Source organism: Corynebacterium sp. TUM25020, from assembly GCF_056388495.1.
On record NZ_JBWJFG010000003.1, the window covers coordinates 118,838 to 145,034 of the forward strand.

At 60.4% G+C, this 26,197-nt stretch carries 21 protein-coding genes; 7 read left to right on the forward strand and 14 right to left on the reverse strand.

Annotated elements, in window-relative coordinates; all coding sequences use genetic code 11:
• Positions 1-2 precede the first annotated feature (2 nt).
• Positions 3-1,286 (forward strand): saccharopine dehydrogenase family protein, encoded by a 1,284-nt coding sequence (locus AC05K6_RS05020; RefSeq protein ID WP_473963623.1) that lies wholly within the window; start codon positions 3-5, stop codon positions 1,284-1,286.
• Here AC05K6_RS05020 and AC05K6_RS05025 read toward each other — a convergent pair.
• Complete coding sequence (locus tag AC05K6_RS05025; protein WP_448308018.1) at positions 1,283-2,560, reverse strand: alpha-hydroxy acid oxidase; 1,278 nt, start codon at positions 2,558-2,560, stop codon at positions 1,283-1,285. The two genes, AC05K6_RS05020 and AC05K6_RS05025, sit on opposite strands and share 4 nt — an antisense overlap.
• A 159-nt stretch (positions 2,561-2,719) precedes the next feature.
• The gene (locus AC05K6_RS05030; RefSeq protein WP_476727950.1) at positions 2,720-4,513 is read right to left on the reverse strand and encodes an alpha/beta hydrolase family protein; all 1,794 of its coding nucleotides are present in this window, start codon (positions 4,511-4,513) and stop codon (positions 2,720-2,722) included.
• 110 nt (positions 4,514-4,623) lie between these two features.
• Between AC05K6_RS05030 and AC05K6_RS05035 the strand changes: the two genes are divergently transcribed.
• Positions 4,624-5,826 (forward strand): DUF4272 domain-containing protein, encoded by a 1,203-nt coding sequence (locus tag AC05K6_RS05035; RefSeq protein WP_293790719.1) that lies wholly within the window; start codon positions 4,624-4,626, stop codon positions 5,824-5,826.
• Between the two features lie 13 nt (positions 5,827-5,839).
• Here the strand turns inward: AC05K6_RS05035 and AC05K6_RS05040 are convergent, their stop codons facing one another.
• Entirely contained in the window at positions 5,840-7,270 is a 1,431-nt protein-coding gene (locus AC05K6_RS05040) for a CE1 family esterase (protein WP_476727951.1), read from the reverse strand.
• A gap of 94 nt (positions 7,271-7,364) precedes the next feature.
• Positions 7,365-10,763, reverse strand: coding sequence for an error-prone DNA polymerase (locus AC05K6_RS05045; RefSeq protein WP_476727952.1), 3,399 nt, complete (start codon positions 10,761-10,763; stop codon positions 7,365-7,367).
• Positions 10,764-10,938: 175 nt separating this feature from the next.
• Between AC05K6_RS05045 and AC05K6_RS05050 the strand changes: the two genes are divergently transcribed.
• The 3 genes from AC05K6_RS05050 to AC05K6_RS05060 are packed head-to-tail and all read left to right on the forward strand — an operon-like array spanning position 10,939 to position 13,621.
• Positions 10,939-11,799, forward strand: coding sequence for a MetQ/NlpA family ABC transporter substrate-binding protein (locus tag AC05K6_RS05050; RefSeq protein WP_476727953.1), 861 nt, complete (start codon positions 10,939-10,941; stop codon positions 11,797-11,799).
• Positions 11,800-11,837: 38 nt separating this feature from the next.
• Positions 11,838-12,944 carry a methionine ABC transporter ATP-binding protein gene (locus AC05K6_RS05055; RefSeq protein ID WP_476727954.1) on the forward strand — a complete coding sequence of 369 codons (1,107 nt, stop codon included), beginning with the start codon at positions 11,838-11,840 and terminating at the stop codon, positions 12,942-12,944.
• The gene (locus tag AC05K6_RS05060; protein ID WP_293790714.1) at positions 12,941-13,621 is read left to right on the forward strand and encodes a methionine ABC transporter permease; all 681 of its coding nucleotides are present in this window, start codon (positions 12,941-12,943) and stop codon (positions 13,619-13,621) included. The genes AC05K6_RS05055 and AC05K6_RS05060 overlap by 4 nt, the downstream gene beginning before the upstream one ends.
• Before the next feature lie 61 nt (positions 13,622-13,682).
• Here AC05K6_RS05060 and AC05K6_RS05065 read toward each other — a convergent pair whose 3' ends face one another.
• Genes AC05K6_RS05065 through AC05K6_RS05075 form a run of 3 tightly spaced genes read right to left on the reverse strand, consistent with a single transcriptional unit; the run spans position 13,683 to position 17,269 of the window.
• Positions 13,683-14,672 carry a sucrase ferredoxin gene (locus AC05K6_RS05065; RefSeq protein WP_476727955.1) on the reverse strand — a complete coding sequence of 330 codons (990 nt, stop codon included), beginning with the start codon at positions 14,670-14,672 and terminating at the stop codon, positions 13,683-13,685.
• Positions 14,673-14,709: 37 nt separating this feature from the next.
• Complete coding sequence (locus tag AC05K6_RS05070; RefSeq protein WP_476727956.1) at positions 14,710-16,485, reverse strand: Y-family DNA polymerase; 1,776 nt, start codon at positions 16,483-16,485, stop codon at positions 14,710-14,712.
• Positions 16,469-17,269 carry a hypothetical protein gene (locus tag AC05K6_RS05075; RefSeq protein WP_448308010.1) on the reverse strand — a complete coding sequence of 267 codons (801 nt, stop codon included), beginning with the start codon at positions 17,267-17,269 and terminating at the stop codon, positions 16,469-16,471. Before AC05K6_RS05075 ends, AC05K6_RS05070 begins: the two co-directional genes overlap by 17 nt.
• Before the next feature lie 216 nt (positions 17,270-17,485).
• On the opposite strand from AC05K6_RS05075, the gene AC05K6_RS05080 reads away from it, so the two are divergent.
• Positions 17,486-17,911, forward strand: a complete 426-nt coding sequence (locus tag AC05K6_RS05080; protein WP_448308009.1) for a hypothetical protein — start codon at positions 17,486-17,488, stop codon at positions 17,909-17,911.
• Positions 17,912-17,975: 64 nt separating this feature from the next.
• Here the strand turns inward: AC05K6_RS05080 and AC05K6_RS05085 are convergent, their stop codons facing one another.
• The 5 genes from AC05K6_RS05085 to guaB form a co-directional block, all read right to left on the reverse strand.
• Entirely contained in the window at positions 17,976-18,668 is a 693-nt protein-coding gene (locus AC05K6_RS05085; RefSeq protein WP_448308008.1) for a hypothetical protein, read from the reverse strand.
• A gap of 131 nt (positions 18,669-18,799) precedes the next feature.
• A complete protein-coding gene (gene guaA, locus AC05K6_RS05090) occupies positions 18,800-20,389 on the reverse strand; it encodes a glutamine-hydrolyzing GMP synthase (RefSeq protein ID WP_293790708.1) in 1,590 nt (529 codons plus the stop codon).
• Between the two features lie 48 nt (positions 20,390-20,437).
• Complete coding sequence (locus AC05K6_RS05095; protein WP_448308007.1) at positions 20,438-20,869, reverse strand: hypothetical protein; 432 nt, start codon at positions 20,867-20,869, stop codon at positions 20,438-20,440.
• Positions 20,870-20,896: 27 nt separating this feature from the next.
• Complete coding sequence (locus tag AC05K6_RS05100; RefSeq protein ID WP_448308006.1) at positions 20,897-22,063, reverse strand: GuaB3 family IMP dehydrogenase-related protein; 1,167 nt, start codon at positions 22,061-22,063, stop codon at positions 20,897-20,899.
• A 48-nt stretch (positions 22,064-22,111) separates the two neighbouring features.
• Positions 22,112-23,647: an IMP dehydrogenase gene (gene guaB, locus AC05K6_RS05105; protein WP_293790813.1), complete on the reverse strand. Its 1,536-nt coding sequence runs from the start codon at positions 23,645-23,647 to the stop codon at positions 22,112-22,114.
• Positions 23,648-23,887: 240 nt separating this feature from the next.
• On the opposite strand from guaB, the gene AC05K6_RS05110 reads away from it, so the two are divergent.
• Positions 23,888-24,277: a DUF5319 domain-containing protein gene (locus tag AC05K6_RS05110; protein ID WP_293790812.1), complete on the forward strand. Its 390-nt coding sequence runs from the start codon at positions 23,888-23,890 to the stop codon at positions 24,275-24,277.
• An 11-nt stretch (positions 24,278-24,288) separates the two neighbouring features.
• On the opposite strand, the gene AC05K6_RS05115 is transcribed toward AC05K6_RS05110, so the two are convergent.
• Positions 24,289-25,152: a hypothetical protein gene (locus tag AC05K6_RS05115; protein ID WP_473963633.1), complete on the reverse strand. Its 864-nt coding sequence runs from the start codon at positions 25,150-25,152 to the stop codon at positions 24,289-24,291.
• A 41-nt stretch (positions 25,153-25,193) separates the two neighbouring features.
• Entirely contained in the window at positions 25,194-25,823 is a 630-nt protein-coding gene (locus AC05K6_RS05120; RefSeq protein WP_473963634.1) for a sigma-70 family RNA polymerase sigma factor, read from the reverse strand.
• Positions 25,824-26,197 lie beyond the last annotated feature (374 nt).

Consider the following 26,197-nt stretch of genomic DNA (forward strand, 5'->3'; position numbering starts at 1 on the left):
CCATGAGCAACTCCCCCTCCCGCAGCTTCGACATCACCCTGATGGGTGCCACCGGTTTCGTCGGCGCGCTGACCGCCGGCTACCTGGCCGCCAACGCCCCCGCCGACGTGCGCATCGCCCTGGCTGGCCGGAACCAGACCAAGCTGGAGGCCCTGCGCGAGCAGCTGGCTGCAAAGCACCCGCGAGCCAAGGATTTCCCGCTGGTTATCGCCGATTCCAGCGATAATCGCTCCCTAGAGAAGCTGGTCCGCGATACACGCGTGGTCATCTCCACCGTCGGCCCCTACTACCGCCACGGCTTCCCGCTGGTTCGCGAATGCGCCACCCACGGTACGCACTATGTCGACCTCGCCGGAGAGGCGCTCTTCATGCGCGAATCCGCTGATTCCTACCACGACCGCGCCACCGCCAGCGGAGCGCGCATCGTCCACGCCTGCGGCTTCGATTCCGTTCCGAGTGACCTGGGAATGCTACTGCTGGGACAGAGGGCGGCCGAAAATAAAGACACCCTCAAGTCCGCCACCATGATCGTGAAGATGAAGGGTGGGCTCTCCGGCGGCACGATCGACTCGATGCGCGAACAATTCGCCGCCGCCAAGGGCAGCCAGAAGAAGAAGCGGCTGCTGGCCGACCCATACACCCTCTCCCCTGACCGCGCCAACGAGCCGGAGCTGGGCAAGCAGCCAGACTTCGGTGTGGTGCGGGAAAGTGACATCGGGGGTGCTAGCGCTAGCGACGGCAGCGAGGACGTCTGGGCCGGGCCTTTCATCATGGCGGGCTCCAACACGCGCGTGGTACGCCGCTCGAACGCGCTGCTCGGCTACGAATACGGCGATAAAATGCGCTACAGCGAATATCAGTACACCGGCAAGGGGCTGAAGGGGCGCATGCGTGCCTTCACCATGGGCGCAGTGCTCGGCACGGCAGTGACGGCGCTGAACCAAGACAAGCTGCGCACGTTCCTCTCTCGCTGGGTACCTGAGCCCGGCGAGGGGCCGTCTGAGGCCGAACGCGATGCCGGTTTCTTCCACGCTAAGCACTACGGCGTCGGCGCCGGCGGCAGCACGTACACAAACACCATCAGCCTGGACGCCGACCCGGGGTACAAGGGCACGTCCCTGATGCTTAGCGAGGCTGCGCTCACTCTTGTTCTTTGTGACGCCGAACTGCCGACAGGCTCCGCCTACCAAGGAAAAACCGGCGGCGGAGTGCTCACTCCGGCCACCGGCCTGGGGATGCCCTACGTGCGCCGCCTCAGCGACGCGGGCATGAAGTTCAGCGACTAGCTGAACAGGCTCTGCTCGTCGGCTGCCACTCCGTTGACCCGGTTGATGTCCAGGGAGTTCAGCTGGGTCACGTGCTCCGGGGTCAGCTCGTCGAGGGAGGAAACCTGCAGCAGACGCATGGTGCGACGCACCTCACTGGCCAGGATTTCGATGGCGCGATCCACGCCGGCCTCGCCACCGGCCATCAGGCCGTAGAGGTAGGCACGACCGATTAGGGTGAACTTCGCACCCTTGGCGATGGCGGCAACGATATCCGCACCATTCATGATGCCGGTATCCATTGCGACGTCCACGTCCTTGCCGACCTCGCGGACGACCTCCGGCAGCAGCTGGAAAGGAACCGGAGCGCGATCCAGCTGGCGGCCACCGTGGTTCGACAGGATGATGCCGTCAACACCCAGGTCGGCCAGCTTCTTAGAATCCGGCAGGTTCTGCACGCCCTTGACGACCAGCTTGCCCGGCCACATCTCGCGGATGGTCTTCAGGTCCTCGAACTTGATGGAGGGATCCATCGCGGAATCCAGCAGCTCACCGACGGTGCCGCCGGTGCTGGTCAGGGAGGCGAACTCCAGCGGTGGCGTGGTTAGGAAGTCCCACCACCACCAGGGGCGCGGGATGGCGTTGAGCACCGTTCCCAGAGAAATCTCCGGTGGGATGGAAAAGCCGTTGCGGGCATCGCGTAGGCGGTTGCCTGCCACTGGTGTATCCACGGTGAACAGCAGAGTATCGAAGCCCGCCTGAGCAGCACGCTCGACCAGCCCGTAGGAGATCTCACGTTCCTTCATGACGTATAGCTGGAACCAGTTGCGGCCATTCGGGTTGGCCTTCTGCACGTCCTCGATGCTGGTGGTGCCCAGGGTGGACAGGCAGAACGGAATGCCTGCACGGCCGGCGGCACCGGCACCGGCCAGCTCGCCCTCGGTCTGCATAAGGCGGGTAAAGCCCGTCGGTGCAATACCAAAAGGCAGAGAGGACGTACCGCCGAAGACCTCCGCAGTCGTGTCCACATGGGAGACGTCGTTCAGAATTGACGGGTGGAACTCCACGTCACGGAAAGCCTTACGTGCGCGGTTCATGGAAATCTCATTGTCGGCAGCGCCATCGGTGTAGTCGAAGGCTGCAGCCGGGGTGCGACGCTTCGCAATGTCGCGCAGATCCCAAATCGTCTGCGCATTGCTGAGGCGGCGGGCTTTAAAATCCAAGGTCGGCTTCTTGAACTTCAGAAGGTCAAAAATCTCAACGGGGTTTGGAATCTGACGCTTTTGGTGTGCCATCGAGGCTCGCTCTCCTAACAAAGTGTTTTTGGGCTGTGTCCCCGTTCTAGAGGAACTAGGGATCCAACGCGTTCCACGATAGGACGCTTTACTGACTTTCGCCGTGGGGCTCCTGCACACCCTCGCGCGCCATAGCTAAAGAATCTAGCTCGGTAGGCGCTAACTCAGTTCTCCAAAGAACTGCAAAATCCGCTCGCCGATCAGCTGCCGCGACTTCGGCTTTACAAATTGGTGGCCCTCCCCCGGTACCTCCAAGAACTGGGGCGTGCGGCCGTGCGACACCAGCGCGTCATATAGCTGCTGGGATTCCTGCAGTGGGACATTCGAGTCATTCGCCCCGTGGATCAGCAGTACTGGGGTGGTGATCTGCTCGGCCTTGTGCAGTGGGGAGATCTCCCACAGCAGTTCCGCGTCATGCATGGGATACCCGTACTTGGGGGACGCCGCGCTTGCCAGCCACGGCTCCGTCGATTCGTAATACGTTTCGAAACTCGTCATACCGCAGGCATCCACCACGCCCAGGAACATGTCGGGGTAGCGAGCCGCCGCCAACACAGCCAAGAACCCGCCATAACTGCGACCGCCGAGGAATACCCGCCCAGGAGTGCACAAGTTGGCGTCACAAAGGAAAGAAACCGTATCCGCCACATCGTCGATGGCAGCGAAGCGACCATAGCGATCATCGGCGTGGATGAATGCCCGTCCATTGCCCTTGCTACCTCGAATATTGGGAGTAAATACCGTGTAACCAGCGGCAACGATGTCTGCGAGCACATCGTGGTTCGTGGGGCGCGACTGCCCTTCCGGCCCGCCATGCAGGTGCACATACACGGGGCGCTCCGGCGCAGGTTCCTCGGGCAGATACAGCCATCCGGAAAGCTCCAGCCCGTCGCGAGCAGTGTAATAAACCAGCTCGGGCACATCTCCCTGGCGAGCACGCTCATCTAGGCGGTCACTTCGGTTTGGGTCCAGTGGTTCCACGCGCCCGGACTCGAGTCGCAGGATCTCCACCGTCGGCGGCAGATTCGGCCCCTCGACTGTGAGAGCCAGCAATCGGCCTTCGTCGGTGATGGAAAGCCCGGCGGCCACCATGCCCGGCAGCTCCACAGTGCGGCGTACCTGGACGCGCTGTTCGTCGCCCAGGCTTAAAAGCTCCAGATTGGAAATCCCCGCTTGGTTCCACAGGACCGCGGCGGTCGATAGATCCTCACTGATGACGAATTCATCTACGTCGGCCTCGGGATTGCTAATCAACTCTTCCGATTCAACGCACACCGGACGCTCGCCCTCAATATCAACGACCAGCCGCAGCAGACGCCGCCGCTCCGCCCCGTGGTCGGTGACAACCAGAATCACCAGGCGATTATCCGCAATCGGCAGTATCCGCCCGTCCTCCGTCGTCGCGCCTGGTTCCGGTGACAGCAGCGGCATCCACCTGCCCTGCGGGGTGACCAGCAGAAGTTCTCGGTTGCCGCGCGGGCCAACGCGCATCAGGCAATATCCGGCTTCGGCGGCGACCAGCAGCGCATCAATGCGCCGGTCCATCACCAGGTAGCGGGATGTGTTGGGGTTCACCAGACGCGCCTCAGTCATACCGTCGGCGGCCACCGCGTCCATAGCCAGGTTGTCGCGGTCCCACTCCACCAGGCGCGTGCGGGCGTCAAAGGTGTTCCTGAGTGGTGACGCCCCCTGCACCCCAGGGTCTGTAGAAACCGTAAAGGTCTCAAGCTTTTCCGAACCTTTAGGGGATACTTCGCAGGCGATCCACTGCGCGTCCGGGGAATGCAGTACGCGCGTCACAGGGCCCTCTGTAGGCAGTTGGACGGGTCGTTCCTTCCCCACTCCATCCTCGGTGAGGGCCGCCTGAACCGCGTAAGGATAACCACCATCGCGGACAATATAGGCAATGGCGGTGCCGTTGGGCGCAAGCGAGGGGGAAGTCGTATGGCGCATGACTCTAGTATTTTAGCGCAGGCTTCCCCGCCACTGTGACGTGGGTCCCAGCTGGTGGGCTGGTGAAAGTTCACGGCACATCTGGCGCAGAGACTCTATGCTGTGGAGACATGAGCATCTACGTGAACGCCTATTCCACCGTCCGAGCGGACGTGCCCTTCAACGGGCCGGGCGAGCCCGCTATCGCCTCCCGCGCTCTGTGCTTCGAGGAAACCGAGCGACCATTTTTGAAGACCACCGCCAACGGCGCTAGTGAGGATGATGACCAGCAGACCCGTGAGCTGCTGGAACATCTAGAGGGCTTCGAGGGATACGCGGCCGAGCAAGGTCAGCAGCGCTTTGGCAGCTTTAATTCCTATATTCACGCTGTGATGCAGCACATCCATAATGTGCGCCGCCACTACGTCTTCGAGCGTAAAGACGACTTTGATTTTTCCCATCTGGGAGACTTCGCCGACTGGGCTCGTGAGGCGAATGCAGTCTTCTTCCTTTCTGATGGCACTGTGCGCAACGCCGGCGGGGCAGATTTGCTGGATCCAGCCCTGGTCGGCAGCTCTTCTTCTACTGGGGCGCAGGAAAACTCTGTGCCCCGTCACCCGGACTCTGCGGAGCGTATGCGGCGCGTACGCAGTGGCCTTTGGCAGCAGGGTTTCCAGGTGGCGCCGACGTTGCCGCCAGTGCGATCCGAAGGCGAGCTGCTGATCCGCCCGGCCGAGGAGGTTTTCAACCGAGCCGTTACCCTGGCCGTAGTGGCGACGGTCGCAGCAAACGTGCTCAATGGAGAGCCCGTGGACTTCGCCTCCCTCCGCGCTGGCTCCCGCCGTTCCTTCGAACATCTCACCCCCGTGGAGCAGGCCTTCCTTGACCGCGCAGAGACTGCGCAGGCTGGTGCGGACGGAAACCTTGCATACAGTCAGGATCTGCAGGAAGATGCCTACCAGCTGGCCTGGGCGTACACCGCCGCAGAGTTCCTTGCCTGGTCAGTAGGCCTCCTTGACATTGATGTTTTCGGCTTCAACCCCGTTGATCTTCCCGCCCTCCGGGGCGCCCTCCGTGCCGTCGATCGTGAGGGACGCGACGCGAGCGAGCTCAACCTGCGCAGCCTCTCCGAGCTCTGCGATGCCTCAGAGTATGTTTATTCCCTGCGCTGGGTATCCGTGGAGCAACAGACCCAGGCGCCTACTGGCTCTATGTCAACCGGCCCTAGCGTTCTACAGCCCCAGGATCACTCCACGCTGGTAGAACGCCACCGCGCGATCGCCTGGCTCACCGACCCCGCAATCGCATACGACGACGTGGATCTTTCTACCTAAAACGCGCGCGGCCTTATCGGCTGTGCGCCTTAAAGAACGCGGCGACTTCCCCAGTCGCCGTCACGGCATTCGACTTTCTCTCACTCTCAGGGTCACTGGCCGCCGCGCCTGCCTCGCCCGTGCGCTCACCCATCCACGTGTGGCCAGCATCGCCGATGGCTAGGTGAGTGACTTCCATGTTTGGTCCGCAATGCGGCCACTGCACGCGTTGCACAGCATCTGTCACGCGGGTGGAGATCGGCGCACCCACGCAGCGAGAGCGACTTGCATACTGCTGTGCAAACTCAAATGCGCCCAAGTACTCGTCGCCATAGCGCGGGCCACCGCTGTAGTGGATCGTCTGATCCTTGCGTCCATGGATATCCAGAAAAGGGCTTGTCGCTCCCCGCTTGAAACGCACTGTTTCTGGGTGCTTCGGATCTGAGCCCTTCTCTGCGCAGGCTTTCCACGTTCCCGAGTAGTACGCGGCGGACACAGCCGCGAATGCTGCGAATTCATCTGGCATTTCGCAGGCCAATTTGCCCACGAAACCGCCGCCGTTGGACATGCCAGTGGCATAGATACGGTTGGCGTCGATCTCGTAGGTAGACGAGATTTCGTCCAGGATGTCACGGACAAAGCGCACATCCTCTCCCTTTTTCACGCGCGCGTACGGGGCGCCCTCCCATGCACTACCCACTCCCTGTGGGTATGCCACGATCGCATCTTTGCCCGCCAGGCCCGTGTAGCGCGCCATCTGGTCTGCCTGCTCACGGTAGCCATGAAACGCAAAGATCAAAGGGATGGGCTTGCCGGGTTTGGCGGACTTTTCCTTCTTGGAGTACGGCTTTGCACCCTTAGGCACGTTGATGATGTACCGGCGGTCACGGTTGCTGGAATTGACCAGCAGAGTCTTATTCTGCCCTGGCTTCATGACATCGTGGATAGGGCGGAACTTCTTCGGGATACGCGCAACCGCAGGCGTGACCTGCACATTCTGACTGGTAGGCGGGATCGCCACAGCCTCTGTAGGGGCATAGTCCGCGGGTTCTTTCACAGTGTTATGGGCCTGTGGATCCTTATGGGTAGCGTGAGTCAGTTTCTGCACTGTCACGCCCACGCCAGCGGCACAAACCAGGAGGAATGCTGCAAACGTTGTCGCCGCGATTCGGCGGCGGCGGAATTGCTGTTCTGTTGGCCGCCTATGCGCTGCGGCGTCTTCCCTGCGGTGCCTTCCAGCAGGTGCTTCCTCATTGTTCTGGTTATGACGCCGTCTGTTCCCCCGCCAAGAATTTTCCGCAGCGTGCTGAGCGCGGTGCGTGTGTTGAGCGTGCTGCGCCGATTGTGCGCCGTAGCTTCCCGCCTGAGAAAACTCGGCCAGATGGTGATGCTTCTTTCGAGCAGAGTTTCCGCGCTCGCGACGGTGCGCGTCGCGGTTACTGGAGTCGAAAGGTTGGCGGTTCACGTGGACGATTGTTCTTTGCCCTTGCGCTTGTGTCAATCACCGCACCCCGTGTTCAAGATCACTAAGCCGTTCAGTGCGCTAAGGCTGCTACCGCTTAGCGGAAGTCTCGCGCCCCCGCATGTGCACCTGCGATCTCGCCTGCCGGGCGTAACTGAGTTTCCACCTGTTCCAATAGATCTGCCGTCACCGCAGCAGCTCCTTCTGCGTTGTGTACGATCCCTCGCACGACCAGGATCTTCGCATTCAATGCCACTGCCCGCTGCCGCGTCCACAGTCCTGGCGAGACCACAATATTCGCCAGCCCTGTCTCGTCTTCTAGCCCAAAGAACACCACTCCACCTGCGGTCATGGGACGCTGCCGATGTGTCACCACGCCAGCGACGCGCACGCGGGTGCCATTGGGAACGTGCAACAGACTGTCGGCGGTCACCACTGCCGCACCACCTGCATTGCTTGCACCACTTGCACCGTTTGGGCGTCGATGCCACTGGTTCAGATACGAGCGGAGTAACTGCACCGGATGCTCATCAGTTGTTACGCCCGTTGCTTCTAGTTCTGACGCCGCCATCTCAAAAGCACTCATCCCCGGCAAAGCTGGCGCATGTACCCCGGACGTGCCCGGAAGCATTCCGGGGCGTTCGGTCGCAGCCACCCCGGCAGCCCATATCGCCTGGCGGCGGGTCAGTCCGAGACTCCCCAGCGCTCCAGCGCGAGCCAACTTCTCCACTTGAGCCGTGGTCAGGCCAGCCTCTCGCGATAGGTCCTCCACACTGGTGAAACGTCCGAGCCTTTCACGTGCTTCCACAATGCGCCCCGCTACTTCGGCGGAGATACCCTTTACTCCTCCGGCACCACTAAGTCCCAGGCGTATCTGCCCCACCGGCTCAGCGGTGCCGCGCCCTAGCCCATGAACTCCCGTTGGTCGGTTGGAACGTGGGGGCGTCGCTAAGGGAACGACGGCATCGGCCTGCACGGCAGAAGCGTTCACGTCTACGGGAAGAACCTGCACTCCATGGCGGCGAGCATCCGCCAACAGGGATTGTGGCGAATAGAAACCCATCGGCTGTGCCCGCAGCAGCGCCACACAGAACTCCGCCGGGTAGTGATATTTGAACCACGCGGAGTAGTAAACAAGGGAGGCGAAGGACTGCGAGTGCGACTCGGGAAAGCCATAGCTGGCAAAGGCCACGATCTTGTCCCAGAGCCGGTCGGCTATAGCGCCCATAATGCCGTTTTTATTCTTTAACCCCTGGTAGAAGCGCTTTTTCAATCGCTCCATCTTCTGCGGAGAACGTTTTGATCCCATCGCCCGACGCAAGGAATCAGCCTCGGCGCCGGTGAACCCCGCCGCATCCACGGCCATCTGCATCAGCTGCTCTTGAAATAGCGGAATGCCCAGAGTTTTTGTCAGCGCGGGCTCCAGGCATGGATGGTCAAAAGTGACGGGCTCCAGGCCATTGCGGCGGCGAATATACGGGTGCACGGAGCCGCCTTGAATGGGGCCGGGGCGGATCAGCGCTACTTCCACTACGAGGTCATAGAACGTACGTGGCTTCAGACGCGGCAGAGTGGACATCTGTGCGCGGGATTCCACCTGAAACACTCCCACTGCATCGGCGCGGGCAAGCATTGCATAGACCTCCGATTCGGTAGGGTCCAGGCGCCAAAGCTCGATGTTCCGTCCGCGGTGCGCACGCACCTGATCCACCGCATGGTGAAGCGCTTCCAGCATGCCCAGCCCCAGCAGGTCGAACTTCACCAACCCCACGGCGGCGCAGTCGTCCTTATCCCACTGCACCACGGAGCGCCCCTCCATCCGCGCCCATTCTGTAGGTACGACCTGTGCGATAGGACGATCACAGATCACCATTCCCCCGGAGTGGATTCCTAGGTGTCGGGGATGATCCCGCATCTGTTCGGCGAGGTCATAAACAATCTCAGGGGTTTGTTCTGGGTGACGATTCCATGCGTCGATCTGACCCGGCGCGTAGCCGAGAGCCCGGCCAGCATCGCGGATCGCGCCACGGCGGCGATAGGTAATCACGTTTGCCACTTGCGCGGCATTCTCACGTCCATAGCGGGAGTACACGTATTGGATCACCTCCTCGCGTCTTCCCGACTCGATGTCGAGGTCAATGTCGGGCGGCCCGTCGCGTTCCGGGGAGAGGAAGCGCTCAAATAGCAGCCCCGACGCCACCGCGTCCACCGTCGTGATCCCCAGAGCAAAGCACACTGCAGAGTTCGCCGCAGACCCGCGCCCCTGACAGAAGATGTTGTTCTCGTGACAGAAGGAGACAATGTCGTGGACGATGAGGAAGTAACCGGGAAAGCCTAAGTGTTCGATCGTTTCCAGCTCGCGGTCAATGGTGGCCCACGCCTGGTTGGCGGCTGCAGAAGAACCGCGCCGTCCATAGCGCTCAGCTCCGCCGCGGGCGGTAATAGCGCGTAGCCAGGACATTTCCGTGTATCCCTCCGGTACGGGGAAATGCGGCAGGTTCGGCGCAACAAGATCCAGGGTGAAGGCACATTCGCGGGCGACCTGCACGGAAGTCTCGACGGCACGGGCTAGCCACTCACAATCGCCGGCGAGCTGCAGCATCTCCTCCCCCGAGCGCAGCCACGAGCCGCCCACCGGGTGGACGGTCGGCTCTGCGGCAGCGACGTCTGTGCGTTCGCGCAGCGCCGCCTTCGCCCCGGCCAACCGGGAGTGTTTCGGTGTGGCGCATGTAGGGGCACTGCTAACGATCTCACGCAGTCCGTAGTGCATCGCCAGGGCGTGGAGGCGTTCGTTGCGATCGGCATCCGCCGGGTTCATTGTGTGCTGCAACTCGACCACAACATTGGCCGTGCCAAAAAGCTTTATTAACCGCGCTGCCGTGTATGCGCTTGTCGTGCTTTCTGCCCACCGCCAGTCGAGAAGCACGAGCCAGTGGCCGCCCGCTGCCTCTGCTAGCTGGGAGAGGTCGGGGTACCGTACGGAATCTTTGTCGGGGTCGGCCATACGGGCGTCAGTAATAAGGCGACTTAGCCGCACATACCCTTCGCGTCCTTTGCACAGCACCGTGAGCGGCACGTCGAGGCTCAGCTCAGCACCGAACACCGTCGCGAGGTTCGTTTCGCCAGCATCGGAGCTCCCTGTGCTCTCAGCCACCGCCGTTGCGAAGCGCGCTGCCCCATAAAAGCCATCGCGATCTACACATGCAAGAGCACTTAGCCCCAGTTCGCGCGCCGCTGCAACCATTTCCTCGGATTGGCTCGCGCCGCGCAGGAAGTTGTAGGTGTTGCAGGCATGAAGCTCGGCAAAGGCGATTCCGGTTTTTCTTGTTGACGCCCCTTCGCCCCCAGTTACTCCCGTCTCCTCCCCTATTCCTATTGCCCGCAGGTTCCGCAGTCCAGGCCCTTGTCCGGACAGCACGCTTTCGAGCTGTCTCCAACTCAGTGGTGACCCTAGGGAGAAACTCCTGGACTGTGGCTTGCGAGACTCATTAGACACAGGCCAACTATAGAACACATATTCTATTAATGGGTAATATGTGGCCGCTTCCGAAAAAGCTCAAACTAAAACTAGACTAAGTTGTTCATTTTGGTTTAGACTGCTACCTTAATCGCACAGTTCAGCCCGGACGTTCCAAAAAGATCCGGGCCCATGACAATCCAGGAGGATTCCCATGTCCCTTCGCCAAAAGGTTGCAGCCGGAGTAGCTGCGGTAGCTATGGCTTTCAGCCTTTCCGCCTGCGGCGGTGACGATGACACGATCAAGATCGGCACCACCGACCAGGGCCAAAAGCAGTGGCAGGTCTTCGAACAGAAGGCTAAGGAAGAAGGCCTGAATGTCGAGCTAGTTCCGTTCGGCGACTACAGCCTGCCGAACCGTGCTCTGCAGGACGGCGAAATCGTCGTCAACAACTTCCAGCACCTGATGTTCCTGGCTGACTTCAACGTCAACAACGGTTCCAACCTGGTACCGATCGGTGCAACCGAGATCATCCCGCTGGGCGTGTACTACCAGGATCACAGCGAAGTTAAGGACATCGAGGAAGCCGGCGAGGTCGCCATCCCGAACGACCCGACCAACCAGGGTCGTGCCCTCCACGTGCTGGCATCCGCCGGTCTAGTGAAGCTGAAGGACGATAAGGTTCTCTCCCCGACTCCGGCCGATGTTGATGAAAGCAAGTCCAAGGTCAAGGTCACCCCGGTTGATGCCGCCCAGACCGTAACCGCCTACAAGGACGGCACCCCAGCCGTCATCAACAACTCCTTCCTGGAGCGCGGCAACATCGACCCGAAGTCCTCCATTGTCCAGGATGACCCGAAGGCAGAGGCTGCAAAGCCATTCATCAACGCCTTCGTCACCACCGAGGAGCACAAGGACGATGAGGATCTGAAGAAGCTCGTCGACGTCTGGCACTCCAAGGACGTTCAGGATGCGCTGAACGAGCAGTCCAAGGGCACCTCCGTCGAGGTCAAGATGGGCCCAGACGAGCTGTCTAAGATCCTGAAGGACACCGAAAAGCAGATCAAGAAGTAGCTCCCTTCCCTAACCCCCACTCTCAAAAGAGGTTCCCTATGGCTTCAGACGCGCAACCTAGCGTCGACCAGCCCAGTGCCGGCACCACCGGCACGAGCAACACTGGCACGAGCAACACTGGCACAGACATCGTCTTCCGCGATGTGACGAAGGTTTTCAAGCAGGGCAAGAAAGAAGTTCGAGCCCTGCAGGACATCACCACTCATATCCCGGCGGGATCCATCGTCGGCATTATCGGCTACTCCGGTGCAGGCAAGTCCACCCTCGTCCGTCAGATCAACGGCCTGGATCGCCCCACCAGCGGGCAGATCCTGCTGGATGGCCAGGACATCGTTCCCCTACCGGAATCGCAAATGCGCAAGCTGCGCAGCGATATCGGCATGATCTTCCAGCAGTTCAACCTTTTCTCCTCCCGCAACGTGGCAGGCAACGTGGCCTACCCACTACGTCTGCAGGGCATGCCTAAGCAGCAGCGCGAGGAACGTGTGAAGGAGCTGCTGGAGTTCGTCGGCCTTTCCGATAAGGGCAAGGCCTACCCGGAGCAGCTCTCTGGCGGTCAGAAGCAGCGCGTCGGCATCGCCCGTGCGCTGGCCACCAACCCCAGTTTGCTGCTGGCCGATGAAGCCACCAGTGCACTGGACCCCTCCACCACGCGCGACGTGTTGGAGCTCCTCCGCAAGGTCAACCGTGAGCTCGGCATCACCATCGTCGTGATCACTCACGAGATGGAAGTTGTGCGCGCCATCGCGGACTCCGTCATCGTGATGGAGAACGGCCGCATCGTGGAACAGGGCAGCGTTTACGAAGTCTTTTCCAACCCGCAGACGCAGACTGCGGCCAACTTTGTGGCCACTTCCCTGCGCAACACTCCGGACATGGTTGAGGCCGAGGCGCTACAGTCCGAGCACGGTCGCCTCTTCACTGTGACTATGGCCGAGGGAATTGGTTTCTTCGACGCCGTATCCAAGCTGTCTGCTGCAGGAGTGACGGTCAACATCGTCCACGGTGGCGTCACTACCCTTCAAAACCACAGCTTCGGTCGCCTTACCTTGCGCTTGACGGCGCACGATGCCGCCGGCGAGCAGGCAATTGAGGAGTTCCACAGCCATATGCAGTCCTCCACCGAGATTGAGGAGATCCGATGAACACGATGACCCTCGCGCAAATGGATTGGGATCGCTACGGCAACACGTTCCAAAAGGCCATTTTCGACACGCTCTACATGGTCTCGATCACGCTTGTGATCTCCTCGGTTCTAGGCCTGATGATCGGCCTGCTACTGTTTACCACCCGCAAGGGCGGCATTCTGCAGAACCGTGCGGTCTACTGGGTAACGAACTTCCTGGTGAACTTCATCCGCCCGATCCCGTTCATCATCTTGCTGACAGCGATCGGTCCGCTAACTGACCTAGTGGTGCAGAGCCGTATCGGCACCGAGGCCGCGATCGTCGGTATGGTCGTCGCCGCGACTTTCGGCGCTGCCCGCATCTTCGAGCAGAACCTCGTGGCCATCGACCCGGGCGTGATCGAGGCGGCCAAGGCGATGGGTGCCTCGCCGCTGAAGATCATCTTCTCGGTAATCATCCCTGAGGCGCTGGGGCCGCTGATCCTAGGCCTGACCTTTATGTTTATCGCCATTGTCGATATGTCCGCCATGGCGGGATACATCGGCGCCGGTGGCTTGGGTGACTTCGCGATTGTCTACGGTTATCGCTCGTTTAATGACGCCGTAACGTGGACGACCGTTGCAGTAATCATCGTCATCGTGCAGATCGCGCAGCTGGGCGGAAACTGGCTATCGAAGAAGATCATGCGCCGCTAGTTAGCGACGAAACCCCGGGTGCTAGTTCAAATCTGAACTGCCCCGGGGTTTTTCTATGGGTTTAGAACTCCGCGTCCCACGTCACGGTCTGTTTGGGCTTCTTGCCGCAAGAGGGAACGGATGTACCACCCGAGCGCGAAGTCAGGCGCACCGTGATTTCTTTATGTGCACCAGCTTCGTCGGTAACGCGCACAATGCGCACCTCGGTGCCAGCGTCCGTGGCTTCAGCCTCGGCTGCTTCCGGCTTACGAACGTGCATCGTTGCCAGTTTGACGGGGCGGCCTTCTTTAGACATCTTCTCCGCGACGGCAAGCTCCGCGACCTGCCCAACCGGATCCCACAGCCCGCGGCCACGGCAGCCTTCCAGCCACAGTTCGCCCTGCTTGGCGCGTTCCAGCATGCTGCGAGCTCCGGCAGTGCCGAGTCGGCCATAGGAGTAGTTGGTCGGCAGCAGAATCATGGAGGGGGCAAAGCGATGCCCCTTGGTGTGGGAGGATTCCCAGACTATTTCTCCGTATTCGGCGGTGAGCTCGTCGGCGACAGGACGGCCGAATACTGCGCAGCATTTGTCGCGTTTGCCGTGAGTACACACCAGTAACAGCGGACCGTCGATGCGCTGGCCGCCGGCTGCGCCGGGAGCGCTGAGGTCAAGATCGAGCAGTGCCTCCGGACCGGATATCTGCAGACTTTCGAGAATGGGCGTGGGATCATCGCCATAGCCCTCGGCCCAGCTGATGTAGAGCTGGCGGGTGGGGTTGGCGGCACGTTGCTGGCCTTCCCGGCCGGGACGCCGGATGAACTGCAGCTGAGCATTGTTTTCTGCGAGGAATTTCTCAATTTTTGTGCTGAGCTCCTTCCCCAAGGCATCGCCGTCGAGGATATCGTGCCCCCAGGCGGTGAGGTGCTCCAGGGCAAGGACCAAGCGACCCGGCTTAGCGGTGCCAGGAAGAGTCTCATCGGTCCGTTGGGAGCACATGTCCGCGTAGACTCCGCCTAAGGTGTCAGCGCTGGTTTTGAGCTGTCCGGCCTGGGCGTTTCTAGTTGTTGGCATGTTATCTAGAGTAGCAAGTTACGGGGGCATAGCTTTGCTAATAGGTGGCTTCGATCCGCCATTGTTTCCCTTTGCACACCAGTAGAAATGCCTGTTCGCCCGGCGCGTCATGACGGGTATTGCGCGTTTCCTCCTCACGGGGTGACATCCGGGCAGAGATCTGCAGTCGGGCATAGCGCTTCCCCTCTGCCCACCAGTGTTCATCAACGGGCCAGGGGCCAGCCCAGCCGGTGATGTGCAATCGTCGGCCACCCCAACGCAGAGTTTCCGGTGGTGCGCTCATCAAACCCCGGCCTGTAACGTGCACTGGATTCTCGTGGCGGTCCAGTAGCGTCAGTCGTGCTGCGGGGTGTGCGGCGCTGGGGTTGCAGGCGTCACGTGATCCGGGTGCCCCGATCAAGCCGGGCAGGGGGTGCAGGAGCTGACCTTCCCACTGGCGAGTAGTCAGGGCGGTAATGGCCTCTGGGTCGTCTTCTCCATAGGGAACGGTAACGATGCGCCGCGCCACTGCACGACCGCCGCGGTGGATGGGACGCAACACACGGTTCATACCAATCAACGCTTGTGCCCGTCCGGCGGCAGCCCGCGCGGCCCGGATGCCTTCGTCTGGTCCACCCCATAGTGGCGCGGCGAGGCTCCCTGCTGGGACGGTTTCCACGGGCACAAGCTCAATGCATGTGACACCAGCGGTGCTATCCGCCCAGTCGAACCCAGCATCAGCCCCAACATCAGCACCCGCGTTAGCTCCCGCACCTGCTCGCAGGCGGGTGAGCCAACCGTCGAGTTGCCAGCGCACTCGCTGGGCTGTGTCTTGTTCCGAGAGGGGCTCACGGCACCGCCAGAGCCGCTCAATAACGGTCGGCCCAGCATAGCCAGCTGGGGGTTCCAAGTAGGCCCGCACAGCCAGGCGCAGGCAGGCCTCCCCCGCTGCGAAGAGCTTATTATGCAGCGCAGTGGCCACATGCCGGGCAATGAAAGCGGCGGTTTCAGTGCGGGCGATAGGCTCCTCTGCTTCGTAGCGCAGTTCTAATTCTTCGCGGCGTCGTCGGGGCGCGACATCCCTATCCACATGGCCACTGGCAATGCGGTGCCAGGTCACGGCCTCCTGCCCGAAACGCGCTGCTACGTCTGCCCGTGGAAGGTCGGCAAAGTCTCGCATCGTACGCAGCCCCAACTGCTGCAACGTAGCGCTTAGCTGTACGGGGGCGCGCAGCTCCGGCTCAATTCCCAACACGTCGATCGGTAGTTCGGCGATAAACTCTGTGCTCTCTCCCGGAGGGATAGTCCTGCCCAGCCGTGCTGCCCATACCGCCGACACCAGGTCGTCGGCCACCCCTGCCATACAGTCAGCGTGAATCCGTGCGGCAGCGTCCAGCAACTTTTCCACCGCAGTGTCCTCGTCACCGTAATACCTGGATAGTGCATCCACAGGGAAGGCCAGTAATCCTGGTCGCAGGGTCTCCACCATCGCACTAACGTCCTGCAGTGCGTTCAGTACATCCTCGTGTACCGCCGCTTGCCGGTTCGGATCATCCGCAGCCACGTTCAACTGTGGATAGGCCGCCAACGCGTGACGCTGCTTCATACCGATCTTGACGCCGTGGCTCCGCGCAGCCGCGTTGCAAGCCAGAACTCGGTAGTCCGTAATCACCGCAGCAGGCGCCAACACATCCCACCCATGTGATTGAGCCTGAACATACACCGGCCAATCCGGAAACCACAGCACAGCCACTCGTACATTGCGGGGCGCCTGTGTTGCGCTCCCTGCTGTGCTACCCGAGGCTCTCCCCACTGCTCTACCCAGAGTGGGCATAAGTCACGCCTTCTATACCTGCTGCATCTGCTGCGCCTGTATCCACAACATTCTCAGCACCAATCGTCGCCTGCACTGTACGTGGCGGTTGGGCCTTCCCCCACACGCGTCCCTCGATCGCCACGGCGCGGATCCGCCCACCACCGCGGCGCAACCCTTGCACACCACATACGTGCAGATCCACATGCATCCTCGCTTGTGGCCACGCCTGCCCACACACCAGCAGGGCGCATTCGCTTTTCCGCAGCCGTGCCTCCACCGGTCGCATAAAAGTCGCACTCACAGCACCGCTCTGCCCGCCGGCTGCGAACAGCACCGCATCCATCCCCTCTACCAGCGTCCCTAACACCGCTGCGGTATGTGGTGTGGAGTCTGGTACGAGCACTAGCCTTTCCACATCCCCACCAGCAGCAGCCACTGCCGCAATCGCCAGTCGCGGATAGTCCACCACCGCCACGCACATCCCCTGCGCTGTGAGATGTGCGAGCATATCCACCAATACTGCGGGACAGTCCGACACCTGCGTTGCCTGCCCGCGCGCCACCCCACCGCCCGGTAGGTGCTCGGCCAGCCACTGCGGCACCGGCGCAACACGCACATTGTCTTTTCTTTGTGACGCCTCGTTCCCCGTCGGCACTACCTCCAGTACCGAAGCGCTGGAAATACCGGATGTCAGAGCGCCTCCAGATTCGATCTGCCGCATCTTGTGCCGCAAACTGGCGATCGTCGTTGCCTCCACCTGCCGTGTAGTCTGCTTTCTCGCCTGTGTTTCGGCCTGAGCCATACCCGTCACCTCCCTTCCCTGTTCCACCGCAACATGTTCTAGGCATCTTCTATCAGTGCCCGTGGACATGGCTGCACAACCAACAACACATATTAGAACACGTGTTCTATCTTGATGGTTGCGAATATATCCCTCCCCTAAAGAGACGTCAAACACGCGACTAAAGACGCAGGCCGGAAGGGGCGGAGAAGGTGGCGTCACCTAGAATGGGCAGTCATGAGCTCCAAAAACCGCAACGAGCCCGTCATTACCCCACCTACCGTCGTGCGCGCCATTGGGTCGGCACTTTTCGGCCTAGCGGTAGGCATCATGGCAGCTCCGCTAGCGCCTGGCTTTCAGGTCATTGTCTTGGTAGCCACCGTCGGTGCAGCGCTGTTGCTAACGTTTAGCCACCCATATCGCAGGCAGGTGCGCGAAGAAGTAGAAAAACGCGGCGAGCGCTATCGCACCAGCGCATCGCAGGTTGCGCCACTATTCCCACTGTGGATCGCCCTCATGGCGATACCGCTACTCAATACTCGCTCGTGGGCGTTGATGGCTATCGCGTGGGTTATCGCAGGAGCATACACCTGGTTCGTTTACCCACAGATCGACGGCACGGCGCACATCAAGCCAATCGGTACGGCCAAGAAGAAGCGCTAGTACACAAGAAACAGCCCGCCCCCACCATGCGGCGGAGACGGGCCGAAAAGTTCTCGGCTTTAAGTTAAGAGCCGGAGATCGAGGAGCCGGAAGCACCCGAGCCAGACGGAGCAGTGCCCTTCTTCACGACAATCGGAGTGCCATTGTCGAAGACCTTGTAGTTATTAACCACAGCACCAACCTTTAGTCCAGCACCGTTCTTGTAGGTGCCTTCCTTCTCTGGAACCTTCCACGTGAAGTCCAGCAGCAGCGGAGTGGCCGTATCAACAGTGGGCTTGTGCTTGATCAGCAGCCCTTCCTCCCAGGAAACATGAACCTCGGTCTTGTCCTTGTTCTGAGTCACTGCATACTCGCTCTGCCCCAGCTCGTGGACAGAGTCACCGCCGATCAGACTTCCCTTAATACGCTCAACCTTGAGCAGCTGGAACCCCTTAGGCATCCACTCAATAATCTCGTTAACGGTGGTCTTACCCTTGACGCCCTGAACCTCAACGCGAGTCTTTACAGTAGCCCCCGGAGCAACGGTAGTCGCACCGTGAACCTGCTTGTACAGATCAACATTAAAGGCCGGACCGCCAAGGTTACCCAGCTTAACCTTGGCACCCTGCGGAACATCCAGATCCTTCTTGCCACCAAGGGAGCCAACCAGTCCACCTAGGGAACCAGCCGGAGCTGCAGAAGCAACACTTACCCCACCGAAAGCCAATGCAGATGCTGCAGCGATGGCAGTTGCGCTACGAACAAACTTGGAAGTCATAGATATGTACCTTTTCTATGGGAAATGCGAAATAGAAATAAAAACCCAACTTTTGCATAGCCATGCAAAATGACTATGCGGTACAGCTTAACCTAGTTTGAGGCGCAAAATAAGAATTCCGGAAGTTTTTCTTACTCCCACTCAATGGTTCCCGGCGGCTTGCTGGTTACATCCAGCACAACGCGGTTTACTTCCTCCACCTCATTAGTGATACGCGTCGAGATTTTCTCCAGCACATCGAAAGGAATGCGCGTCCAGTCCGCAGTCATTGCATCTTCACTGGACACCGGACGCAGCACGATCGGGTGACCATAGGTGCGCCCGTCGCCCTGCACGCCCACGGAACGCACATCTGCCAACAGCACCACCGGGCACTGCCAGATCACGTCATCCAAGCCAGCGGCAGTCAGCTCCGCGCGGGCAATCGCGTCGGCAGCGCGCAAAGTCTCCAAACGCTCCTCGGTTACCTCACCGATGATGCGGATGCCCAAGCCTGGTCCCGGGAATGGCTGGCGCGCTACGATTTCCTCCGGCAGACCCAACTCGCGACCCACTGCACGTACTTCGTCCTTGAACAGCAGGCGCAGTGGCTCTACCAGCTCAAACTCCACATCGTCCGGCAGGCCGCCGACGTTGTGGTGGCTCTTGATGTTTGCGGTACCAGTGCCTCCACCGGATTCCACAACATCCGGGTACAGAGTGCCCTGTACCAGGAAGTCCACACTGGCCCCCTCCGGGGCATCGGCCAGCACACCGGCAACGGCGCGCTCGAAGGAGCGGATAAACTCCGCGCCAATAGCCTTACGCTTTGCCTCTGGTTCGCTCACACCGGCCAATTTGTTCAGGAATGCCTCGCGCTCATCCACCGTCACCAGCTTCGCGCCGGTGGCAGCCACAAAGTCCTTCTCCACCTGCTCGCGCTCACCGGCGCGCAGCAGGCCATGGTCTACGAATACGCATGTCAGGCGATCACCGATTGCGCGCTGCACAAGCGCAGCGGCCACCGCGGAATCCACGCCTCCTGACAGGGCACAAATCGCGCGTCCTTCGTCGCCGATCTGCTCGCGTACCTGCTCGATAAGCTGCTCGGCAATGTTGCCCGCGGTCCACGTCGGCTCCAGGCCTGCGGTCTCCAGCAGGAAGCGGCGCAGCACCTCCTGCCCCTTCGGAGAGTGCAGCACCTCTGGGTGGTACTGCACACCCGCCATGCGCTTTTCCGGGCATTCGAAGGCAGCCACCGGCGCACCCTCGGTGCGGGCGGTCACGGTAAAGCCCTCCGGGGCCACAGATACGGAGTCGCCGTGGCTCATCCACACCTGCTGGTTACTGCCCATGTCTGCGTGGAGTACGCCAGCTTCCGATTGAATCTGCAGCTCGGTACGTCCGTATTCACGCTGGCCGGTCTTTGCAACGGTGCCACCCATGGCCTGAGTCATCGCCTGGAATCCATAACAGATACCGAATACCGGCACGCCCAGTTCCAACAGTCCGGGTTGAAGCGAGGGGGCGTCATCCGCGTAAACAGAAGAAGGACCACCGGAAAGAATCAGAGCCGCAGGGTTCTTCGCGGCAACCTCTTCGGCAGACATGGTGTGCGGGATGACCTCGGAATACAGGTTAACCTCGCGCACACGGCGGGCAATGAGCTGTGCGTATTGCGCACCGAAATCCACGACAAGCACGGGCCGTGGAGCGGCGGCAGCTGGGTCTTGTTGAGTCACAGTTCCTAACCTTAACGCACGTCCACCCCGCGCAGCACACCGGTGGCGCTACCCCCGGTTATCCGCGAAACGCTGCTTGTACCAATCCATCGACGGCGGAGAGAAAATCAGCGCCAACGATACCGCTGCCACCACCCCGAAGATTGCCGCCAGCCAGAACACTCCCGACTGGATCACCGTAATCGTAATCAGCACCAAAGTGACGTGCGTGAGCACCAGCCCCGACACACCCCATGTGCGCCCCTGAATAATCATCGCCCCGAACAACACGAAGGCGAAGAAATACAGCCCCACCATCACGCCAGTCGCGCCGACGTTCATCTTCACTGTCTCGTCGCCATGCTGCGGCTGGTAGCCCAGGTAGAGCACGATCGTGGCGATGATGCCGATCACGCCGATTATTATTGACGCCCACGACAGCACCGCTAGTTGCATCGGCAACCGGTCAGTTGTGCGCTGCCACCACTGGGAAATCTTCATGCGGATCAGTTATGTTCTTTCTTTTTCTTAGCGAACGACCAGGTCGACCTTTTGGAAGCTCTTGATATCCGTGTAGCCACACTTTGCCATCGAGCGACGCAGAGCACCGATAATATTTTCATCGCCAACTGGGTTGGAGGTCGGACCAAAAAGCAAGGTCTTCAATGGCTGTGGCTCACCCAGGCCAACTTCTTCCACCACACCGCGCGGCAACTGCGGGTGACCTGCAGTGGATGGCCAGTACCAGTTCGGGGCGCCTGCAGAAGCTGCGGTAGCCAAGGGCAGGCCCAGAGACACCGCATCAGCGCCGCAGGCGATGGCCTTTGCCACGTCGCCGGAACGGGTCAGCGAAGAGTCGGCGATGATGTGCACATAACGGCCACCCGTCTCATCCAGGTAGTCACGACGCGCAGCAGCCGCATCGGCGATGGCAGTAGCCATCGGCACATCGATACCCAGGGACTCGTTATTGGTGGTGTGGCCGGAGCCAATGATCACACCAGCGGCGCCCGTGCGCATCAAGTGCATTGCGGTAGTGTAATCCACCACGCCGCCGGCGATGACTGGAATGTCCAGGCTGCCGATGAACTCCTTCAGATTCAGTGGCTCACCATCGCGGTGCACGTGCTCGGCGGAGACCAAGGTTCCCTGCACCACCAGCAAATCCATACCGGCCTTAATCAGCACCGGAGCTAGTTCGCGGGCGTTCTGTGGGGAAACTCGGACGGCAAAACGCACGCCCGATTCCCGCACCTGGTTCAGGCGCTCCTGCAGCAGATCCACATTGAGCTCCAGGGAATGCAGGCGCTGTAGCTCCGCGTTGGCGCCGAAGATACCGGAGTCCGAGGTGGCGTCCACACCTTCCTCGTCGAACAGGGCAGCATCGGCTTTTTGGGCAGCTTCAACGACCCCGCGCAGGGCAGCGTCCAGATCTTCCACGCGACCCCACAGGCCTTCGGCGTTGATTACTGGCAGACCGCCCAGCTGGCCGAACTCGATAGCGAATTCAGGAGTAACGATCGAGTCGGTCGGGTGGGACATCAGTGGAATATCGAACGAATATGCATCGATCTTCCACGACGTGTCTACATCGTGCGAGCTGCGGGTACGCCGCGAGGGAACGATGTCGATCTGGTTCAGGCCATACACCCGGCGCGCGGTGCGCGAGCGTCCGATGTCCACATATTCCTGCATGAGGGTGTCACTCCTAAAAAGTGTGCTCTGACTAGCTAAGGCTGGGTTTTAGCGATTCGGGTTGTAGTTCGGAGCTTCCATGATGCCCTGCACGTCGTGCGGGTGGGACTCACGCAGGCCTGCACCGGTGATGCGTACAAATCGTGCGTTCTGCAGCTCCGAGATCGTCGCCGCGCCCGTGTAGCCCATCGCTGCGCGCAGGCCACCGACCTGCTGGTGCAGGATGGAGCTGATGGAACCGCGGAAGGGGACGCGCCCCTCGATACCTTCCGGCACCAGCTTCTCCTCGGACTTCACATCTGCCTGGAAGTAACGATCCTTGGAGTAGGAGCGCTTCTCGCCGGTAAGGCCGCGCCCTTGCATCGCACCCATGGAGCCCATGCCGCGGTAGCGCTTGTACTGCTTGCCGTTGATGGTCACGATCTCACCGGGGGTCTCAGCGGAGCCGGCGAGCATGGAGCCCAGCATGACGGTGGATGCGCCGGCGGCCAGTGCCTTGGCGATGTCCCCGGAGAACTGCATGCCACCGTCGGCGATGATCGGCACGCCTGCCTTCTTGGCCGGCACGGAGGCCTCCATGATGGCCGTGATCTGCGGAGCACCAACACCGGCAACGACGCGGGTGGTGCAGATGGAGCCGGGGCCAATACCGACCTTGATAGCGTCAGCGCCTGCCTCGATCATGGCCTGTGCGGCCTCGCGAGTAGCCAAGTTGCCGCCGACGACGTCGACGCGGTCGCCGAACTCCTTCTTCACGCGGGAAACCATGTCCAGCACGCCACGGTTGTGTGCGTGGGCGGTGTCGACAATCAGCACGTCCACGCCAGCATCTACGAGGCTGCCAGCACGGGTCCATGCATCTTCGCCAGTACCAATGCCTGCAGCGGCCAGCAGGCGACCAGAGGAATCTTTGGCAGCCAGCGGGTACTGCTCGCGCTTTGCGAAGTCCTTCACCGTGATCAGGCCAGTCAGCTTGCCTGCACCATCGACGATGGGCAGCTTTTCCACCTTATGCTCAGACAGCAGGCTGAGGGCAGCTTCGGCAGATACGCCTTCCTGGGCGACAACCAGCGGCATGGGGGTCATGGCTTCGGAGACCTTGCGGCTGAAGTCAGTCTCGAAGCGCATATCGCGGTTCGTGAGGATTCCCACCAGCACGCCTTCATCGTCCACCACAGGCAGGCCGGAGATGCGGTAGCGAGCGCATAGCTCGTCCACCTGTTGGATGGTCATGTCCGGAGAAGCAGTGATTGGGTCGGTAACCATACCGGCCTCGGAGCGCTTCACGATTTCTACCTGCTGTGCCTGGTCCTCGATGGAGAGGTTGCGGTGCAGCACGCCGATGCCACCGTGGCGAGCCATGGCTACTGCCATGCGAGCTTCCGTCACCGTATCCATTGCCGCGGAAGCCACGGGAATGTTCAAGTTGATGTTGCGGGTGAACTGGGTGGCGGTATCCACTCCGGAGGGGATCACTTCAGACGCTGCGGGCAGCAACAAGACATCGTCGAAGGTCAGTCCGACCAGAGCAACCTTGTTGGGGTCGTCGCCACCGGTGGAAACTGGGTAGGTGTTCGCGTTCATCTCAGGGTTTGTCACGGGTTGCCCGACCTTCCTTTAGAATTTTCTGCTACTCAAACTCACCGGGATTGCTCACCAGGGAGTTCTCGCCGTCTTCTCGCCGATGTACTACAGAATAACCCCTTGAGGCGCATTTTTGTTTCCCGGGGTTGGGTACTGACCCTGGCTCGAATCCAATCGTGTTTTTGCTTTCCACCACCGACCACAGGGTACGGTGTTGATGTGAGCTTTAACCACGATCAAATGCCGCCGGATCCTTTCGCTGATGATCCCAATGACCCAGCGTCTTTCCTGGATCCTGACGAGTTCGACGGAGCTGTGCCGCCGCTGTCTCCCGACGAGGTTCAGGCTCTGCGGGAAGATCTGAAAAATGTCCGTGATTTCCGCAAGCTGCTGGAGCCCCGTGGGATTCGTGGCGTGGCGATGTTGTGTGAGGACTGCGAGGATACGCACTTCTACGATTGGGACATCATCGAGTCGAATATCACGACGATGCTCAACAATGAGCTTGTCCCTGTGCACGAACCATCGGCACAGCCAAATCCAAATAATTACGTGACCTGGGATTATTGCCTGGGCTACGCGGACGCTATCGATTTCGCGTTCCACGGCCTGCGCCCGCCGTTTCTGTAGGGGTAAGTAAGTTAGCTGCCCTCAATCGGAGCTGGGGCATCTACGGGCGCGCTATAGCCATCCAATGTAGGTCGTGGCTCTGGGTGCGACACCGTGGGTTTGGCGGTCGGCGTCGGCTTCTCCGGGTGAGGCGTAGCCACTGGCTCACTGGGCTTCGTAGGCGCGATCGGGCCGACTGGCAGACCTGGCTCCGGCTGCATGGAGGATTCAGTTCCGCCCAGAATAATAGTGGTGGTCGGGATTTCCTCCACGGTGGTGAGCGGAGCTCGGGACTCGGTGACAGTAGACTTGTCCGCCTCGTCCTTTTCCTTTTTGTCTTTCTTATCCTTTTCGCGGTCTTTATCGTCGCGGTCGGTCTTATCTGCGATGTTCTCTTCCTTTAGGACGCCCTCTTGTCCGCCGGAGACATCTTCACCGACACCACTGGAGTTCAGCGCCTCGGCTGCCCCCCTCTCGGCCGATTCCTCGTGCTTTACATGTGCTCCTTGGGAATTGGAATACGCCGCATACCCTAGGCCGCCAACCGCCAAAGCGGCAGCCACACCACCGGCTACCAACATGCTGGTCAAGGACACGCCTCCCGCTGCTGCGGCTTTCGCACCTGTGCGCAGCAAACGAGAATTCTGGCCGGTCGTACCGTCAGCCAACTCGGGTTCTTCGTCCGGGAAGAGGAAGCTTACGTCCGGTGCGGGTGGAATATCCCGATGGAGCGCTTCGCGGGTCGCAACCAGCTCGGCAAACAATGGATCGTTGGAGTCGAAGCTTTCAGTTTCCGGGATCGACTCCCCCCGACCGATCGCATCGAGAATGCGATCCAAGTCCAGGATCGAGGAGAAACTCTCCTCGTCTCCCCAGAAGTCGTCATTCTGTGCCATGGCGTTAAACCCTTTTCTTTATTGAAATCACTTGAAGGTAACTACCTACTTTGGATGATCCCGTGTTTCTTCAGCTTCGCCACTGCCCTATGCTGCGCTACCCGGACGGCGGTGGGCTTCGATCCTACAATCTCCGCGGTCTCTTCCGCTGTGTAGCCGTGCACCACGCGGAGGAGAAGAATTTCTTTTGATTTCTCACTCAGAATATCGAGCTTTTTAACCAAGTCGTTACACGAATCCTGACTCAAATACACCTCTTCGGGGGAATCCTGGAAAGATTCTTCCTCCGGAAGCTCCTCCGCCGGATCGGACATGTCCCGCTGACGCGAGCGATAGGCGTCCGTAATCTTGTTCCGCGCCACTTGGTAGACAAAAGCCATAAACGGCGCGCCGGTGTCTTGATAACGTGGCAGCGCCTTAGCTACCGCGATGCACACGTCCTGAGCGACATCCTCCGGCGTCGGATAGCCATGAGAGCTCAGCTTACTACGGCAGAATACGACCACCCTGGGGTAAATGAGCTTAATAAGGTCATTAGCCGCCCGGCGGTCCCGTGCAATGGCCGCCGGCAGGAGATCTTGAATCTCCTTATCAGCATTCCAAGCTGCCGCCATCGCCTCTTCTCCGTCAAGCTTTCGAACGTCAATACCAATGTGGGTTGAAACTATCACACCGCGCCGACAGCCCCGGATCGATTAGGGAGGGACTGTTCGAATACTCCTCACACGCGTGCAATCAATTAAACCCGACCCATGTTCCCACATTTCCTGAGTTTCCCGATCTTTACCTCCCACTGTCTCCCCATCTCCTCCCCTCCTCTTCCTTTCCTCTCTCTTCTAGCTCAGCCACACCGGAGCTGCGCACCCGCAGTAGGAAACAGCAGTACGGGATTTTTCTTAGCCCCCTTTGGGGGAATCTGGGCGTGGCGACGAAACAAGTTAATCAATTGTTCAACTAATCGCATTTCCGCAGGTTAGTAGCTACAGACTTTCGGAGAATGTATAGCAAAACAGCTTTCCGACACCCGCAGGGCACCAACCCTTTA